The sequence below is a fragment of the Streptomyces sp. NPDC060209 genome (assembly GCF_042728155.1).
Lineage (GTDB): Bacteria > Actinomycetota > Actinomycetes > Streptomycetales > Streptomycetaceae > Streptomyces.
The window spans coordinates 1-16,718 of the sequence record NZ_JBHWZS010000084.1; the positions used below are offsets into that span (position 1 = coordinate 1).

At 71.5% G+C, this 16,718-nt stretch carries 14 protein-coding genes and 1 pseudogene; 10 read left to right on the forward strand and 5 right to left on the reverse strand.

The window, feature by feature from the left end; all coding sequences use genetic code 11:
* Positions 1–377: 377 nt before the first annotated feature.
* Positions 378–1,544 (reverse strand): acyl-CoA dehydrogenase family protein, encoded by a 1,167-nt coding sequence (locus ACFWFI_RS18105; protein WP_387390898.1) that lies wholly within the window; start codon positions 1,542–1,544, stop codon positions 378–380.
* 41 nt (positions 1,545–1,585) lie between these two features.
* Complete coding sequence (locus ACFWFI_RS18110) at positions 1,586–2,794, reverse strand: CaiB/BaiF CoA transferase family protein (protein WP_387390900.1); 1,209 nt, start codon at positions 2,792–2,794, stop codon at positions 1,586–1,588.
* Positions 2,795–2,921: 127 nt separating this feature from the next.
* Here ACFWFI_RS18110 and ACFWFI_RS18115 point away from each other — a divergent pair, with 127 nt between their 5' ends.
* The 10 genes and pseudogenes from ACFWFI_RS18115 (at position 2,922) to ACFWFI_RS18160 (ending at position 12,636) form a co-directional block, all read left to right on the forward strand.
* Positions 2,922–3,875 (forward strand): LysR family transcriptional regulator, encoded by a 954-nt coding sequence (locus ACFWFI_RS18115; RefSeq protein ID WP_387390902.1) that lies wholly within the window; start codon positions 2,922–2,924, stop codon positions 3,873–3,875.
* A 58-nt stretch (positions 3,876–3,933) separates the two neighbouring features.
* Entirely contained in the window at positions 3,934–4,749 is an 816-nt protein-coding gene (locus ACFWFI_RS18120) for an alpha/beta fold hydrolase (protein WP_387390904.1), read from the forward strand.
* Positions 4,750–4,853: 104 nt separating this feature from the next.
* Complete coding sequence (locus tag ACFWFI_RS18125) at positions 4,854–4,976, forward strand: hypothetical protein (protein ID WP_387390906.1); 123 nt, start codon at positions 4,854–4,856, stop codon at positions 4,974–4,976.
* A gap of 53 nt (positions 4,977–5,029) precedes the next feature.
* Entirely contained in the window at positions 5,030–6,412 is a 1,383-nt protein-coding gene (locus ACFWFI_RS18130) for an MFS transporter (protein ID WP_387390908.1), read from the forward strand.
* 20 nt (positions 6,413–6,432) lie between these two features.
* Positions 6,433–7,302, forward strand: coding sequence for an HTD2 family dehydratase (locus ACFWFI_RS18135; RefSeq protein WP_387390911.1), 870 nt, complete (start codon positions 6,433–6,435; stop codon positions 7,300–7,302).
* Positions 7,299–8,111 carry an HpcH/HpaI aldolase/citrate lyase family protein gene (locus tag ACFWFI_RS18140; RefSeq protein ID WP_387390914.1) on the forward strand — a complete coding sequence of 271 codons (813 nt, stop codon included), beginning with the start codon at positions 7,299–7,301 and terminating at the stop codon, positions 8,109–8,111. The genes ACFWFI_RS18135 and ACFWFI_RS18140 overlap by 4 nt, the downstream gene beginning before the upstream one ends.
* Before the next feature lie 69 nt (positions 8,112–8,180).
* Positions 8,181–8,336: pseudogene (locus tag ACFWFI_RS18145) on the forward strand (hydrolase); the annotation flags it as partial.
* Positions 8,337–8,508: 172 nt separating this feature from the next.
* Complete coding sequence (locus ACFWFI_RS18150; RefSeq protein ID WP_387390916.1) at positions 8,509–9,945, forward strand: hypothetical protein; 1,437 nt, start codon at positions 8,509–8,511, stop codon at positions 9,943–9,945.
* Between the two features lie 103 nt (positions 9,946–10,048).
* Positions 10,049–11,347 carry an AAA family ATPase gene (locus ACFWFI_RS18155; RefSeq protein ID WP_387390918.1) on the forward strand — a complete coding sequence of 433 codons (1,299 nt, stop codon included), beginning with the start codon at positions 10,049–10,051 and terminating at the stop codon, positions 11,345–11,347.
* A complete protein-coding gene (locus ACFWFI_RS18160; RefSeq protein WP_387390920.1) occupies positions 11,344–12,636 on the forward strand; it encodes a vWA domain-containing protein in 1,293 nt (430 codons plus the stop codon). The genes ACFWFI_RS18155 and ACFWFI_RS18160 overlap by 4 nt, the downstream gene beginning before the upstream one ends.
* Before the next feature lie 51 nt (positions 12,637–12,687).
* Here the strand turns inward: ACFWFI_RS18160 and allB are convergent, their stop codons facing one another.
* The 3 genes from allB to ACFWFI_RS18175 form a co-directional block, all read right to left on the reverse strand.
* Positions 12,688–14,025 carry an allantoinase AllB gene (gene allB, locus ACFWFI_RS18165; protein ID WP_387390922.1) on the reverse strand — a complete coding sequence of 446 codons (1,338 nt, stop codon included), beginning with the start codon at positions 14,023–14,025 and terminating at the stop codon, positions 12,688–12,690.
* Between the two features lie 108 nt (positions 14,026–14,133).
* Positions 14,134–14,859 carry an aspartate/glutamate racemase family protein gene (locus ACFWFI_RS18170; protein ID WP_387390924.1) on the reverse strand — a complete coding sequence of 242 codons (726 nt, stop codon included), beginning with the start codon at positions 14,857–14,859 and terminating at the stop codon, positions 14,134–14,136.
* 23 nt (positions 14,860–14,882) lie between these two features.
* Positions 14,883–16,391, reverse strand: coding sequence for an NCS1 family nucleobase:cation symporter-1 (locus ACFWFI_RS18175; protein ID WP_387390926.1), 1,509 nt, complete (start codon positions 16,389–16,391; stop codon positions 14,883–14,885).
* Positions 16,392–16,718: the final 327 nt, after the last annotated feature.

The window sequence follows — 16,718 nt, forward strand, 5'->3', positions numbered from 1 at the left end:
CGCCCTTTCGGGGGGTGGGTTTTTTCCCCCCGTTCGGCCGCGGGGGGGCCTACCTCCTTTTTGACGCCCGCCGCGGGGGGGGGGGCGTATACGGCGCGGCCGCCCCGCGGGCCGCCCCGCGGCGCGCCTCCACCGGACGGGGCCCAGGAGGGGAAAGCGCTTTCTGTCCGCGACAATAGAGCGCCCGCGGCCGAGCTGACAAGGTTCATGACACGTTCGGATCCAGCTCAGCCGTGCGACACACGACAGCAACACCCTTGAGGGACAACGGAGTTAGGTGGAGAGGCGTTCAGGCCGGGGCAGACCGGACACCTCTCCCTCATCCGTGAGGGGACGTCACCCCGCTTGCGACCGAAGGCGGGACCCCACCGCGATGTTCATGCGTCGAGTCCGCCTCGCTTGACCAGCTGGCTCGCGATGACGTTGCGCTGGATCTCATTGGTGCCCTCCCCGACGATCATCAGCGGGGCATCGCGGAAGTAGCGCTCCACGTCGAATTCCGTCGAGTAGCCGTAACCGCCGTGGATACGAACGGCGTTGAGGGCGATCTGCATGGCCGTCTCGGAGGCGAACAGCTTGGCCATGCCCGCCTCCATGTCCACGCGACGTCCGGCGTCCGCCTCGCGGGCCGCGTACAGCGTGAGCTGGCGGGCCGCCGTGAGCGAAGTCGCCATGTCCGCGAGGTAGTTGCCGATGGACTGGTGCTTCCAGATCGGCTGCCCGAACGATTCCCGCTCCTGGGCGTAGGCGAGGGAGTCCTCCAGCGCTGCCCTGCCGACGCCCAGCGCCCTGGCGGCGACCTGGAGACGGCCGGTCTCCAGGCCCTTCATCATCTGGCCGAACCCGTCGCCCTCGACCCCGCCGAGTACCGCGTCCGCGGGCGCCCGGTAGCCGTCGAAGGACAGCTCACAGCTCTCCACGCCCTTGTAGCCCAGCTTGGGAAGGTCGCGGGAGACCGTCAGTCCGGGCCCGTGCTCGACGAGCAGGATGGAGATCCCCTTGTGCGCCGGGGACGCCTGCGGGTCCGTCTTGCACAGCAGGGCGATCAGCTGCGAGCGGCGGGAGTTGGTGATCCAGGTCTTCGCGCCGTCGATCACGTACCCCTCGTCGTCCTTGCGGGCGACAGTACGCATGGCCTGGAGGTCGGAGCCGCCGCCCGGCTCGGTCAGGGCCATGGTGGCCCTGACCTCCCCGGTGGCCATCCTCGGCAGGTACCGCCGCTTCTGCTCCTCGGTGCCGAAGCGGAGCAGCAGCTTGGCGACGACGGTGTGTCCCCCCATGGCGCCGGCCAGGCTCATCCAGCCGCGGGCCAGCTCCTCGGTGATGAGGACGTAGCAGGGGGTCGACACCGGCGTGCCGCCGTACTCCTCCGGGACCGCGAGGCCGAAGATGCCGAGCTCCTTCATCTGCTCGATGAGGGCCTCGGGATAGGTGTTGGTGTGGTCGAGTTCCTGCGCGACGGGCTTGATGTCCTTGTCGACGAAATCGTGCACCGTGCTGACGATGAACTGTTCGTCCTCGGACAGGATGTCGAGGGTGCTCATGTGGGGGCGGCCTCCTTGCCGCAGGTCCTGCTCGCGTGTGGTCAGATGGCGCCGTGGGCGCGCAGGGCGTCGATACGGTCGGGCGTGTATCCCAGCTGGGCCAGGATCCGTTCGGTGTGCTCACCGACGGCGGGAACGGCGTCCATGCGCGGGGCGGTGCCTGCCAGGTCGACGGGCGGCAGCAGAGCCGCCACCGTCTCTCCACCGGGTACGGACACTTCCCGCCAGCGATCCCGGCCGGCCAGCACGGGATGCTCCAGGAACTGCTTCACGTCGTTGACGGGGGCGTTGGCGATGCCGATCGCGTCGAGCAGCTCCATCACCTCGCCGCTGTCCGACGCGGCGATCCTCCCGGCCAGGAGTGCGTCGACCTCCTCGCGGTGGCTCACCCGGGCGGAACCGGTGGCGAAGCGCGGGTCGTCGGTGAGACCGGGGGCCCCTAGGAACCGCTCGCAGAGGGCGGCCCATTCGCGTTCGTTCTGCACGGAGAGCAGTACGTCCTTGCCGTCGGCCGCGGTGTAGGTGCCGTACGGGGCGATGGTGGCGTGCCGGGTGCCGACCCTGGGCGGCTGCGCACCGCTGTACGCCGTGTAGTACGCGGGCTGGCTCATCCACTCGGCGAGCGCCTCGAACAGCGAGACCTCCACGGCGCGTACGGAGCCGCGGGTCGCCCGTGCGAACAGCGCGGTGAGGATGCCGCTGTAGGCGTACATGCCCGCGGCGATGTCGGCGATCGACACCCCGACCCGGGCGGCCTCCCGGGCGCTGCCGGTGAGGGAGACCAGCCCGGTCTGGCACTGCACCAGCAGGTCGTAGGCCTTGCGGTCCGCCCACGGCCCGCTCGATCCGTAGCCGGTGACCGAACACGGGATCAGCGACGGGAACCGCTCGGCCAGCTCATCGGCGCCCAGGCCCATGCGCGCGGCGGCGCCGGGCGCCAGGTTCTGCACGAACACGTCGGCCTGTGCCAGCAGTTCTTCCAGGACCTGCCGTCCCTGTTCCGATTTCAGGTCCAGGGTCACCGATTCCTTTGAGCGGTTCAGCCAGACGAAGTAGCTGGACTGGCCGTGCACCGTGGTGTCGTACCGGCGGGCGAAGTCGCCGCCGCCCGGGCGCTCCACCTTGATCACCCGCGCTCCGAGATCGGCGAGCTGGCGGGTGGCGAAAGGGGCGGCCACCGCTTGTTCGATGCTCACGACCGTGATGCCGGACAGCGGCAGTTCATCGGCGGGCGCTGCGTTCTCGGCCATGCGTCGTCCTCCGGAGATGTCGGTGACCCGAGCGGGAGTACCATCATGTGCATTCATGTGAAGCCAAGGGAAATAACAATCCGTGATGCTGCCATGCGGGCCACGGATGCCGGAAGAGGGACGCACCGTGGACGTCAAGCAGCTCAAGGCACTCATCACGGTCGCCGAGGTCGGCAGCGTGACCCGCGCCGCCGAGCTGCTGCATCTGGTGCAGCCCGCCGTCACACGGCAGATCCGCACCCTGGAGGAGGAGCTCGGCGTGGCCCTCTTCACCCGCACGAGACAGGGCATGCGGCCCACCGAGGCCGGCGAGGTCATGGTCGACAGGGCGCGCCGGGCCCTGAACGAGCTGGAGCGGGCACGCGCCGAGGTGCAGCCCAGCCCCGGCGAGGTGACGGGCATCGTCACGGTCGGCCTGCTTGAGAGCACGAGCGAGCTGCTCGCCGAGCCGCTGGTGTCGGCCGTCGGCAGGGCACATCCGGGGGTGGAACTGCGGCTGATGACGGGTTACTCCGGCCATCTCCAGCAGTGGCTCGACGACGGCGACCTGGACCTGACCCTGCTGTACAACCTGGACAGCTCCCCCTCCCTCAACGCCCGCCCCCTGGTGCGGGAGCGTCTGTGGGCGGTGGCCCCCGCAGCGGCCGGGCTGCGCGCCGACCGCCCGGTCGCCTTCACGGACGTGGCCGCGCATCCCCTGGTGATGCCCGCCGCCGGTCACGCTCTGCGCACCCTGATCGACGCGGCGGCGGCCCGGTCCGGGAGCACGATGGACATCGCCGTACAGACCAACGCGATGCGCGTGCAGAAGCAGCTCGTGCTGGCCGGGCACGGGTGGACCGTCCTGCCCGGCGTCGGCATCGCCGAGGACGTCGCGAACGGCACGCTCAGCGCCGCGCCGCTGTGCGAACCCGACGTATGGCGGTCGATCGTGCTGGGCACCCCGCGCTACGGACGGGTGCCACCCGCCGTGGAAGTCGTAGCCCGGGAACTGGTCCGCCGCGTCGACGCGGCCGTGTCGCAGGGGCGGTGGCCCTCGGCGCAGCTCCACGCGTCGGACGAGCCGGACGCGGACGCCTGACACCAGGTCCACCACGTACACCGGGCGGCCCGATCCCGCCGTCTCCGAGAGGATTCCTGTGACCGACACCGACGAACGGCCCGACGCCTTCACACGCACCGACGACGGGGTGTCGGTGGCATACCAGCGCCGCGGCACCGGCCACCCGCTCGTCCTCCTCGCGGGTCAGGCGAACAACCACCACTGGTGGGACGGCGTACGCGAGGACTTCCACGGCACCCGAAGCACGATCACGCTGGACTACCGCGGTACGGGCGCGAGCGACGCACCGCGGGAGGGTTACTCCACCCGGCGCTTCGCCGAGGACGTGGTGAGCGTCCTCGACTCCCTCGGCATCGAACGGGCCGACGTGTACGGCACCTCGATGGGCGGCCGCGTCGCCCAGTGGGTCGCGGCCCGCCACCCGGAACGCGTCCGGCGCCTCGTCCTCGGATGCACCTCTCCCGGCGGCCACCGGGCCGTCGAACGCGACGCCTCGGTGCGCCGGGCCCTGGCCCGGCCCGACCCGGACGCCGTGCGGCAGACCCTGACCGAGCTGATGTACAGCCCCGGCTGGACCGCCGGGCACCCCGGCCCGTACCGGACCCTCGGCGACCCCCGCATGCTGCCGCACGCCCGGCGCGGCCACCTGATCGCCAGCAACGGGCACGACGCGTGGGACGCGCTCCCCTCGGTCGGCGCGCCCACGCTGATCCTCCACGGCGACCAGGACCGGCTCACCCCGCCCGAGAACGTCCCGCTGCTCGCGTCTCGCATCCCGGACGCCAGGACCCATCTCTTCCCCGGAGCCCGGCACGCCTACTTCGAGGAGTGCCGGGACGCGGCCGGCGCCGTGGTCCGCGCCTTCCTGGACCGAGGAACCGGATCCGGCTGAACCACTGGACAGGCGGCCCGGCACCCGTCATGCGGGCGAGTCATGCACGCATCACGGATTTCTATTGTTCTTCTGAGTCCATCAGTGCTCATGATGTGTGGCACATGAGCCGCCGAGCACATGGAGCCGCCACGGGCGAGCCGGATCCGGGCATCCGCACCACCCTCCTCGCGGAGCCCTCGGCGCACGACAAGTTCCTCACCGACAACCCCTTCTTCCTGCGCTGAAGGGCCGCCCGAGCCGCAGCATCCCCTGGGCGACGAAAGCAATGGAGCTTCCCATGCCGCAGAGCCGCACCCCCGCACCCCCCACGCCCGACCGTTCCCGCGTCACCGCGAACGTCGTACGCGGCTGCCTGGGCAACCTCGTCGAGTGGTACGACTGGTTCGCCTACGCCACGTTCAGCATCTACTTCGCTTCGGTGTTCTTCCCCGAGGGCGACCAGACGGCCCAACTGCTGTCCACCGCCGTCGTCTTCGCGGTCGGCTTCTTCATGCGTCCGCTCGGCGGCTGGCTGCTGGGCGCGTACGCGGACCGGTTCGGCCGGCGCCGCGCGCTGACCCTGTCGGTCACGCTCATGAGCGCCGGATCCCTGACCATCGCGCTCGCCCCGGGCCACGACGTCATCGGCCTCTGGGCCCCGGCCCTGCTGGTCCTGGCCCGGCTGGCCCAGGGCCTTTCAGTGGGGGGCGAGTTCGGCTCCAGCGCCTCCTACCTGTCCGAGGTCGCCCCGGCGGGACGGCGCGGCTTCTACTCCAGCTTCCAGTACGTCTCGATCGTGATGGGCCAGCTGGCCGCGCTCCTCGTGGCGATCGTCCTGCAGAGCCTGCTCACGGAGGACCAGCTGCACGGCTGGGGATGGCGCATCCCCTTCGTGATCGGCGCCGTGGCCGGTCTGGTCGTGATGTACCTGCGCCGCAGCATGGAGGAGTCCGAGCACTTCGAGAAGGAACAGGCGCGCGTCGCAGACCAGGACTCCGCCTCCGGGCCCCGTGAACGCAAGGGCCTCATAGCCCTGTTCTCCGAGTACCCGCGTCAGCTCCTGGCGGTCTTCGGTCTCGCCATCGGCGGCACCGTCGCCTTCTACACGTACACCACGTATCTGCAGAAGTACCTGGTGAACACCGCCGGCATCCCCAAGGCGACGGTCACCCTGATCGGCTTCGCCGCGCTGTTCGTCTACATGCTGATGCAGCCGGCCGTCGGCGCACTGTCGGACCGTATCGGCCGCCGCCCGGTCATGTTCGCGTTCTCCGGCGGCTGCATGCTGCTGACCGTGCCGCTCATGACGCTCCTCGGCCGCACCAGCAGTCCCTGGATCGCCTTCCTCCTCATGACCGTGGCGCTGACCTTCGTCACCGGCTACTCCGCCCTGGCCGCCATCATCAAGGCGGAGATGTTCCCCACCAAGGTCCGTGCCCTCGGTGTGGGCCTGCCGCACGCCCTGGTCACCGCAACCTTCGGCGGTCTGACCGAGCCCATCGCGCTCGCCCTGAAGGACGGCGGCCAGGAGAACCTCTTCTTCTGGTACGTCACCGGATGCGTCGGCCTGACCTTCCTGGCCACCCTGCTCGTACGGGAACCGTCCAGCACCTCCCATCTCGACGTCGCGGAGGCACCCGCCGCCGCCCCGCGACCGTCGAGGACCGCGCCACTCGCCTGAGACACGAGGTCCGATCCCCCATGCAGCCCGCCGCCCCCCTCAGCTCCTACGTCGAGAACTGGCACCCCGAACCCGTCAACACGCACGACCCGATGGACCCGGGCCCGACCGCCGCCGTGTCCGCCCTCCTCGACCTGCCCGGCCCCGCCGCGAAGGCCGGTGACGCCCTGCCGCCGCTGTGGCAGTGGTTCCACTTCCTGCACTGGCCCGCACAGCACGAGCTCGGCCCGGACGGGCATCTGCGCGACGCGCGCTTCCTGCCGCCGCTTCCCGACCGGCAGCGGATGTTCGCCGGCGGACGCTGCCGGATCGTCGAACCCCTGCGCCTGGGTGAACCGGCCGAACGCGTCAGCAGCCTGGGCTCGGTGACACCGAAGCACGGCCGCAGCGGAGAACTGCTGTTCGTGACCGAGCGGCAGGAGTTCCGCCAGTCGGGCCGCACCTGTCTGGTGGAGGAACAGGACATCGTCTACCGGTCGGGCCGCGGCAGCGGTTCGCAGCACCCGGCCGTCGTCGACGACCGCACGGCTCCCGACGCCGAGGAACCCTGGCAGCTCCGCCTCCAGCCGGATCCGACGCTGTTGTTCCGGCTGAGCGCCCTCACGGCCAACGCCCACCGCATCCACTACGACGCCCCGTACTGCCGCGACACGGAGGGCTACCCGGGCCTCGTCGTCCACGGCCCGCTGCTCGCCCTGCTCATGCTGGACGTGGTCCGGCGCGAGGCCCCCGGCCGTCAGGTGAGCTCGCTCGCCTTCAGGCTGCGGCGGCCGGCGTTCGCGGGAGAGCTCCTCCTCGCCGCGGGCAGCCCCTCCGGCACCGGCGTCCAACTGCGCACAGTCACCCACCGCGACGCACGCCACGCCACCGCCGAGGTGACCTTCGCATGAGCACGCCGGCAGAGATCGCGGCCGCCCGCACCCTGCTCTTCGTACCGGGTCACCGCCCCGACCGTTTCGACAAGGCCGCGGGCTCCGGCGCCGACCTCGTCATCGTCGACCTGGAGGACGCGGTCGCCCCCGAGGACAAGGAACGGGCCCGCCGGGCCGCCGCCGAGTGGCCCGGTCTCGGCCTCCGTTCGGTCGTACGCGTCAACGCGCCCGGCACCCCCTGGTTCGAGGCGGACCTCCGCATGGCGGCCGGTATCGGCTGCCCGGTGATGGTGCCGAAGGCCGAGGACCCGGCCGTCCTGGCCGAGATCGCCACCGGTCGCACCCTGATCGCCCTCATCGAGACGGCCCTCGGCGCCGAGCGCGCGTACGAGGTGTGTGCCGCACCCGGCGTCGTACGCGCCGCGTTCGGGAACGTGGACCTCGCCGCACAGCTCGGCATCGCCCACGACGACACACTCGCCCTGACCCACGCCCGCTCCCGAGTCGTCCTGGCCTCGGCGGCGGCGGGCATCAGCCCACCGGTGGACGGCGTCACGACCGCGGTCCGGGACCCGGAGGCATTGGCCGCGGACACGGCTCACGCCCGCCGGCTGGGCTTCTCGGGCAAGCTCTGCGTCCACCCGGCGCAGATCGCCCCGGTCGCCGCCGGCTTCGCCCCGACGGAGAGCGAACTGCGCTGGGCGCGGACGATCTTGGGAGCCGGGAAGGCGGTCACGACCGTCGACGGCCACATGGTCGACAAGCCCGTCCTGGATCGCGCCCGCGGGATCCTGGAGCAGTCCGGGGAGCCTCACGCACGGGAGTGACCCGGGAAGGCGTCCGTCGAGGGTGGGAGCCCTCGGCCGCGGCACTCTCGCCCCGTCCGGTCAGAGGGCATGTTCCACGCGGTCGCGAAGGGGACGCCGTACTCGTGGGCGAACCGGTACTGGTACACGGGTACGTTCAGCTGGTGGGGCGACATCATCTACAGCCGCGCCGATGTCCCGGGCTCCAGTACCAGCACCGGCTGGAGCCTCAAGTTCTTCGAGTGACACGGAACATCCGGTCGCGGACCGGTGGTGGTGAGCCATGGGCGCCTGCCTCGCTCGTCCCGTCCGCCCGGAAAAAGGTGTGGCCCTCCGCGCGGGTCCGGGCTACGCTCCCGCCGATGACTACTCGATGTGTCTCCAGATCGGAGGTCCCGTCCGCGCAAGGTGAGTGCTGATGCTCACCGAGACCGCGTTCGAGGATTCCCGCCTTTCCTTCTGGCTGCGCGTGCGCGAGATCGCCGTGCCGCCCTTCATGATCGAGACCGCGACGGCCCGGCGCACCGCCGGCGACTGGGCGGGGGCGTGCGCCGCCGCCGGATTCGACGTCGACCTCGACCTGCGTACCGTCACACGTGTCCACGGCAGCGGCCTGGCCGCCCGCCTCCGGGCGGACCTGCGTCGGCTGGCACCCGACCTGCTGCGGTGGCACATGCCCAGGACCGCGCCCGACGGTTTCCTGCGTCCCGGTACGACCATCACGCTCGCTCGCTACGACGAGCCCGGACGCGCACGCCCCGTACGCCTCGTGGCGCGCACCGCGCCCGCTTGGGCGGACGCCGGACAGCGCATCAGCCTCACGGTGTGGGACGGCCCCGCACCGTCCGGGCGTGGGTCCGGGCCGCGCGGCTACCGGGCGCCCGACCGGCGTTTCCGTCTGGATCTGCACCGCCATGTCTGGGACGCGAGTCGCAGCGACGAACTGCGCGGGCGTTCCGGGGCCGATGGGCCACGGACTCCGACCTCGCCGACCGGCATTCCCGCACCGCTGTGGGCCTCGTCCCTCACGGACGCGGGACGGTTCGCACTCGACCGGTGGGCCGCCGAGGCGGCGCTGCTGCTGAGGGCGGAGGGTCGTACCGGAGGCGGCCACGTCGCGGTCCGGCTCGGTGCCCGGCGGCGTCTCCTCCTGGCTGTGCGCACCTCTCCCGCCGCCTCGCGGGGAGGAGAGGGGCAGCCCGAGGTGCTGTCCGCCGAAGTCGTACGGGCGGGCGCCTGTGCCGGGCTCCCTGTCCTCCCCGACGTCGCCACATGGGTCCTGCCCGACCTGGAACTGCTGCGCAGCGGCTGGATCGCGTCCGGCCGGCTGCACCCTCTGGTCGCGGCGGCCCTGGAGCCCGGGACGCCACGGCCCTCCGCCGCCGCCCCCCGCCCGGACACGGACCACCGAGCCGTGCCGCGCAACGTGGACTGCCGGGGCGCCCGGCACCGGATCGGCCTGGTCGACGGGGTGCTGGTCCCGCTGGACCACGATCCCGCCGAGATCCGTCGGGAGGAGTTGCTCGCCGCGCTCACCGGTACACCCATCCCCTGCCTCCAGGTCATCGACGTGGCGCATCGCCGGCCGGACTGCCTCACCGATGTCCGTGACCGGCTGGCCCACGGGGATGCGGCCGGCGCACTGGCCCGGATCGAGAGCATGCTCGGCACCGGGGCACTACTGCGGGACGGCGACCTGCGCGATGCCCTGCACGATGCCGCCCGACAGCGGGTGAAGCACGGCCTTTTCAGGGCCGGCCTGGCGCAACCCGGCCCCGGGCGGGAGCCGCCGGCCCGGACGCCTTCCCGTCCCGCCACCCACCGCTCCCCCTCCCGGCACGCGTCCTCCCGCTGACCTCGACCGGCGGCGGAGCACCCTGCGGCCCGCCCGCCCGCACCCTCGCGCGCCCGGACCACCGGGCGACGACCGTCTTCGACGACCCCACAGGTGATGCCTCATGTCCACGTACGCCCCGCTCGCCGAGAGCCCGCTCTCCCGGACCCCGCACACACCGGCCCCGTCCGACGCCCCGGCTTCCGCTCCCGAGGCCTCCCGGCTCGACGTGTCCGGCGCGTTGCTGGCCCTGCTGCGCGACACGACCACCGCACCGCGTCCTGACCCGCAGCTGGAGGCACTGACCCTGGCCGTGGCGGCCGACCTGCCGGTGCTGCTGTGGGGCGAGCCGGGCATCGGCAAGACGGCTGCGCTCACCCAGCTCGCAGCCACCCTGGACCTGCCGCTGACCACGGTGATCGCCAGCGTGCACGAACCGTCGGACTTCTCCGGTCTCCCCGTCATCGGGGACGACCCGGCGGACAACGGCATCCCGATGGCGCCGCCGGACTGGGCTGTGAAGCTGGTGCGGGCAGGCCGGGGACTGCTGTTCCTCGACGAACTGTCCACCGCCCCACCCGCCGTGCAGGCGGCACTCCTACGGCTCGTACTGGAACGCCGGGTCGGCACCCTGCGCCTGCCGCCGGGTGTCCGGATCGTGGCCGCCGCCAATCCCCGGTCCTCCGCCGCCGACGGCTGGGAGCTGAGTCCGCCGCTCGCCAACCGGTTCGTCCATCTTCAGTGGCTCCACGACACCGACGTCGTGGTGCGGGGCCTGGGCGGTGTCTGGCCCCGGGCCGAGCTGCCGGCGCTCCACGCCGAAAGGCTGCCCGAGGCCGTGGCGTTCGCCCGCCGCGCGGTGTGCGGACTGCTGGGCGCACGGCCCACCCTGGTGCACCGGCTGCCCTCGGGCGAGACGCAGCGGGGCGGGGCGTGGCCGTCACCGCGCAGCTGGGACATGGCGCTGTGCCTGACCGCGTTCGCGACCGCCGCCGACGCGTCGCGCGACGTCCTGTCCATGCTGGTCAGAGGGACGGTGGGGGACGGTCCCGGGCTTGAGTTCCTGGCCTACCTGGACAGGATGGACCTGCCGGACCCGGAGGACCTGCTGGCCGATCCCGGGAGTGCGGAGCTGCCGGAGCGCGGCGACCTGCGGCAGGCGACGCTGGACGCCGTGGTCGCCGCGGTCCGCTCGCGCCCGGCGAGGGACCGGTGGGACGCCGCCTGGGCCCTGTTGGCGAGGGCGGCGGAGACCGGCGCTCCGGACCTGCTGGTGGTTCCCGCGACGACGCTCGCCACCCTGCGCCGCGACGGCTGGGAGGTGCCGGTGTCGATCGAGGGGCTGGCCGGAGCGGTGTCCGTTTCGCAGCGGGCCGACCGGGCTGAGGTCCGGGCCCTCTCCGTGACACGGGTGGACCGATGAAGGCGCCCGCCCCCGGCCGGCCTGCCGCACCCCGGACGTCACGCCCGCGCGACGTCCGGGAGAACACGTTGGACACCGGGAAACTCTTCGCCGCCCGCCTCCAGGCGGCCCGCGTGCGGCCCTACCTGGCAACCGCGCTGTTCGCACTGCACCCGGTCGAGTCCCGGCACGTGCCGACGATGGCGGTCGACCCGTACTGGCGGTGCTATGTGTCGCCCGCCTTCGTGGACCGCACGCCCGTCGAGGAGTTGGCCGGAGTATGGGTGCACGAGGTGTCGCACCTGCTTCGCGACCACCACGGGCGCAGCGACCGTTACGCGCACCGGCACGGACTGACCGGTCCGGCGGAACGGCTGCGGATGAACATCGCGGCCGATTGCGAGATCAACGACGACATCTTCGGTGAGGGTCTGGTGGGGCCCGAGGGAGCCGTCCGCCCCGGGTCCCTCGGGCTGCGGGACGGCGAACTGATGGAGGACTACCTCCGCCAGTTCCGGCTCGGGCCGCACACCGCTCACCTGGCGTGGCTGGAGTGCGGCAGCGGGGCGGACGGTCTCGCGCGGCCGTGGGATCTGGGACCCGGAGGTGCGCACGGACTCAGCACGCAGGAGCGGGACGCGGTGCGGTTCCGGGTGGCGCAGGGCATCGTCGGCCGTCCGGGGAGGGCGCCCGCCGGGTGGCGTCGGTGGGCCGAGGAGGCGTTCCATCCGCCGCAGCCCTGGCGGCAGTTGCTGGGAGCGGCCGTACGGGCGGCGGCATCCGCGCCGGGCTCGGGCGAGGACTACGTCTACGGCAGGCCGGCACGCCGTTCGGCGGCGGTTCCCGGCGCGGTCCTGCCGAGCCTGCGGCGCAGGCCGACCCGGGTCGTCGTGGTGATCGACACCTCCGGCTCGGTCAGTGACACGGAGCTGGGCAGCGCGCTGCTGGAGGTGGCGGCGATCTCGCGGGCCGTGGGCGGCCGTCGCGACCTCGTAGGCGTACTCCCGTGCGACGCGGCGGCCGACCGGGTCCGCCCCCTGTGCGGCGGCGCGGAGGGGGTCGAGCTGCTCGGCGGCGGGGGGACGGATCTGCGTGCGGGCTTCGCACGAGCCCTGGAGTCCCGTCCGCGCCCGGACGTCCTGGTGATGCTGACCGACGGCCAGACCCCGTGGCCGTCCCGGCGCCCGCCGTGCCGGACGGTGGTGGGTCTGTTCGGCCGGCACCACGGACGTTCGTCCTACGACGAGTCGAACCCCGAGTACGTCCCCGACGGGCCACCCGCGTGGGCACGGGTGGTGACCATCGGATAGGCGTCCCCGACAGCGCCTCGTCGAGGGCGCGTTCAGCCCTCGACTGCGGGCTCAGTCGTTCCGCGCGAGAAGGCGGCCGGTGGGCTCGGTGAGGGTGCCGCGGTCGAGGATCCGCTCTCCGCGCAGCCAGGTCGAGGTGACGACACCGTGCAGGGTCCTGCCCGCGTAGGCGGTGATCCGGTTACGGTGCTCCAGCTCGGCGGGATCGACGGTGAAGGTCGCCTCGGGGTCGAGGACGACGAAGTCGGCGTCCCGCCCGGCCTCGATCGCACCCTTCCTCCCCAGGCCGGCGAGGAGCGCGGGTGCGGCGGACATCCATTGGACGACGTCCTCCAGGCCGTGACCACGGCGGCGCGCCTCGGTCCAGATGGCGGGCAGGCCGAGCTGGAGGGAGGAGATGCCACCCCAGGCGGAGGCGAAGTCGGGGGTCTTGAGGTCGACGGTGGACGGCGAGTGGTCGGAGACGACGCAGTCGATCGTCCCGTCGGCGAGCCCCTCCCAGAGGGCGTCCTGGTTGGCGGCCTCGCGGATCGGCGGGCAGCACTTGAACTCGGTGGCACCGTCGGGGACTTCCTCGGAGGTCAGGGTGAGGAAGTGCGGGCAGGACTCGACCGTGATCCTGACGCCCTCGGCCTTGGCGGCGGCGATCAGGGGCAGCGCGTCCGAGGAGGACAGATGCAGCACGTGGACGCGGGCGTTCAGCCGGCGGGCCTGGGCGATCAGGTTCCCGATCGCCGTGTTCTCGGCGTCGCGGGGCCGGGAGGCGAGGAAGTCGGCGTACTTCCCGCCGCTCCGCTGCGGAGCGGCGGCCAGGTGGTGCGGGTCCTCCGCGTGCACGATCATCAGTCCGTCGAAGCCGGCGATCTCCGCGAGGGAGTTCGCGAGCTGTTCCTGATCGAGCTCGGGGAACTCGTCCACACCGGAGGGCGACAGGAAGCACTTGAAGCCGTAGACGCCGGCCCCGTACAACGGCCGCAGGTCCTTGACGTTGTCGGGCAGCGCGCCGCCCCAGAATCCGACGTCGATGTGCGCCTTGGAACGGGCGACGTCCTGCTTGACCCGCAGGTGCTCGACCGTGGTGGTCGGCGGCAGTGAGTTCAGCGGCATGTCGAGGAGGGTTGTGATGCCCCCGGCGGCGGCCGCGCGGGTGGCGGTCCAGAACCCCTCCCACTCGGTGCGGCCGGGGTCGTTCACATGGACGTGGGTGTCGACGAGTCCGGGCAGCACGACGAGGTCACCGACATCCTCCGTACGGGCACCGTCAGGCACCTCCGCGTCGTACGGCAGCACCGCCGCGATGGTTCCGCCGGAGACGGCGATCGACGCGGGACGCGTCCCCTCGGGAGTGATGACGCGCGTCGAGCGCAAGACCAGTTGTACGTCGGGCACGGGTGCCCCTCCTCTTCCGAGCTCACTCTTCCTACGGGACCGACGACCGGCCCCCACACCTTCTGTCCGAGCCGAACGGCCCGCCGCACGCCTCCTGAGCGACCTGCTTCAGCGCGCCTGCGGGGGCCAGTTGACGATCCGCTTGGGACGCGGCGGCGCGTACGTGCGCACCTTCGACGTGGTCAGCCCGAGACGTACGAGGGACTCGGCGATCGTCACCGCGGCGCTCACACCGTCGACGACGGGGACCCCGGTGCGTTCGACGACGCGTTCGGTGAGGCCGGACATGCCTCCGCACCCGAGGCAGATCACCTCCGCCCGGTCGATCTCCACGGCCTGCGCGGCCTGCTCGACGATGGCGTCGACGGCCGCCTTCTCGTCCCGTTCCAGATCCAGCACGGCGAGCCCGCTGGCCCGGACGGAGGCGCAGCGCGCGCTCAGACCGGCCGCGTGGAGACGCTCTTCGATCAGGGGGACCGTACGGTCGAGGCTCGTGACGACGGAGTAACTACGGCCGAGGAACTGGGCGGTGCTCGCGGCCGCCTCGGTGATGTCGACGACCGGGACGTCGAGCAGCTCCTGCAGCCCTTCCCTGCCGTGCTCGCCGTAGCCGGCCTGGATCACCGCGTCGAACGGTTCCGGATAGGCGCGGACCGCCTCCATGACGGCGACGGCGGCGAGGTAGCTCTCGTAGTTGCCCTCGACGGACTCCGCCCCGAAGGAGGGTGTCAGCGGGACGATCTCAGTACCGGGCGACGCCGCACCGGCCGCCTGCTCGCCGATCGAGTCGGTGATCGACTGCGTGGTGTTGACGTTGACGACGAGGATGCGCATGGTACGGCCTTCGGTTCGGTGGTTCATTCGGCGGCGACGGCGATGGACTCGCCGTCCACGTCCCGGATCTGCGCGCCCCGGTCCGCGACGAGGGCGTACACGACCGCGGCGAGGAAGGCGCCGACGAACCAGGAGAATCCGGCCGCGGCGTGGAAGAAGGGCACGAGGGCGACGACGACCGCGACGGCCGCGGCGGGGACGAAGGCCGCGACGGCGCGGGGGTTGAAGCCGCGGCTGTAGTGGTACTCGCCCTGCGGATCCTCGCTGTAGAGGTCGGGCACGTTGACCTGGGATTTCCTCAGCAGCCAGTAGTCCGCCATGATCACGCCGAAGAGCGGTCCGAGGAGGGCTCCGAGCCCGCCGAGGAAGTAGTTCACGACGATCGGGCTGTTGTAGAGATTCCACGGCAGGATCGCCAGCCCGACGACCGCGCTCACCACGCCCGCCCGGCGGAAGTCCAGCCGGCGCGGGAAGAGGTCGATGAGCGCGTAGATCGGCGCGACGAAGTTGGCCAGCAGGTTCACCGCGACCGTCAGGGCGATGAGGGCGAGCGAGGCCGCCGCAAGGAAGAACATGTTCGGAATGGTCCGGACGATGTCCGTGGGGCTGGTGATGACATGCCCGTCGAGCTTGAACTGCGCCCCGCTGAGGACCACCACGATGACGGCGAAGAAGAGCATGTTCAGCGGGATCCCGATCACGTTGCCGCGGACGATGGAGCCGCGGCTCTTGGCGGACCGGGTGAAGTCGCAGAAGTTCAGCACGAAGGTCCCGTAGATCACCACCCACAGCGCTGCGGCCTGAAGGATCTGCAGCCACATGGCTCCACCGGCGAGCGGTGCGTCGACGGACAGCGAGATCGAGCCGTCCGCACGTACGAACATCCAGACCGCGAGGGCGAGCATGGTGATCAGGGTCGTGGGTGCCGCGAAGGCCATGTATCGCCGGATCATCTGCATCCCGTAACTCACGATGAGGAGCTGGAGGGCCCACAGGGAGAGGAAGGAGATCCAGCCGAGCGTCGACTGCCCGAGCAGGGAGTCCGAGTCCAGACCGCGAAGTCCGGGGAACATCGCGATGAGGAGCGTGCTCAGGACGGCGGAGGCGAGGTAGGTCTGGATGCCGAACCAGGCGATGGCCACGACACCTCGGACGGCGGCCGGTATCTTCGCGCCCTTGATGCCGAAGGCGATGCGGCTCATGACCGGGAAGGGGACTCCGGTCTTGTGCCCCATGAAGCCGGACAGTGTCAACAGCAGGAAGAGCAGGACCGACGCGAGCGCGAAGGCCGCCAGGATGCCCCACACGTTCAGGCCGAGCGCGAAGAGGCCGATGGCGAAGGCGTAGTTGCCGAGGCTGTGGACGTCATTGGCCCAGAGGGTGAAGACGTTGTAGGCGCCCCAGCGGCGCCCCTGCTTCTTCGTCGGGGCCAGGTCGTAGGTGTACAGGACGGAGCTGGTGGCTCCGTTGCCCCCGACGGCCCGGGTGTCCCCGGTGGCCGCCTCGGGCGGCAGGTCCTCCACAGCAGTCATCGATCGACCCTCGGGTATTCGCTAGGGGCCGCAACGAGGCCTGTCGACTGCCTACTTCGGAGAAGGCTGCGCACCACGGGCCCCGGCGACCGAGAGAGTTTTCAGAGGTTTCCATAAAGTGGAAGTTGATTTCCGCAGACCAAAACGTAGTTTTCACCAAAGGTCAGCGTCAAGGGTTACGAGCAGGCGACTTCGATGCGGACACAGCACCTGCACGGGATGCGAACACCGGAGGTCGGACGGCCACAGAAGTGGTGAGGCGCGGAGCCCCGGACACGAGAACCCGGGCGCGAACGAGGCGATACGGGGCCGCAAACGAACCGTCAC

Excerpts from the sequence above, each read along its gene's own strand:
- ACFWFI_RS18160 (WP_387390920.1), top strand. The coding sequence starts at position 11,344 with ATGAAGGCGCCCGCCCCCGGCCGGCCTGCCGCACCCCGGACGTCACGC.
- ACFWFI_RS18105 (WP_387390898.1), bottom strand. The coding sequence starts at position 1,544 with ATGAGCACCCTCGACATCCTGTCCGAGGACGAACAGTTCATCGTCAGC.
- ACFWFI_RS18175 (WP_387390926.1), bottom strand. The coding sequence starts at position 16,391 with ATGACTGCTGTGGAGGACCTGCCGCCCGAGGCGGCCACCGGGGACACC.
- ACFWFI_RS18155 (WP_387390918.1), top strand. The coding sequence starts at position 10,049 with ATGTCCACGTACGCCCCGCTCGCCGAGAGCCCGCTCTCCCGGACCCCG.
- ACFWFI_RS18125 (WP_387390906.1), top strand. The coding sequence starts at position 4,854 with ATGAGCCGCCGAGCACATGGAGCCGCCACGGGCGAGCCGGATCCGGGC.
- ACFWFI_RS18150 (WP_387390916.1), top strand. The coding sequence starts at position 8,509 with ATGCTCACCGAGACCGCGTTCGAGGATTCCCGCCTTTCCTTCTGGCTG.
- ACFWFI_RS18110 (WP_387390900.1), bottom strand. The coding sequence starts at position 2,794 with ATGGCCGAGAACGCAGCGCCCGCCGATGAACTGCCGCTGTCCGGCATC.
- ACFWFI_RS18130 (WP_387390908.1), top strand. The coding sequence starts at position 5,030 with ATGCCGCAGAGCCGCACCCCCGCACCCCCCACGCCCGACCGTTCCCGC.
- ACFWFI_RS18140 (WP_387390914.1), top strand. The coding sequence starts at position 7,299 with ATGAGCACGCCGGCAGAGATCGCGGCCGCCCGCACCCTGCTCTTCGTA.
- ACFWFI_RS18135 (WP_387390911.1), top strand. The coding sequence starts at position 6,433 with ATGCAGCCCGCCGCCCCCCTCAGCTCCTACGTCGAGAACTGGCACCCC.
- ACFWFI_RS18170 (WP_387390924.1), bottom strand. The coding sequence starts at position 14,859 with ATGCGCATCCTCGTCGTCAACGTCAACACCACGCAGTCGATCACCGAC.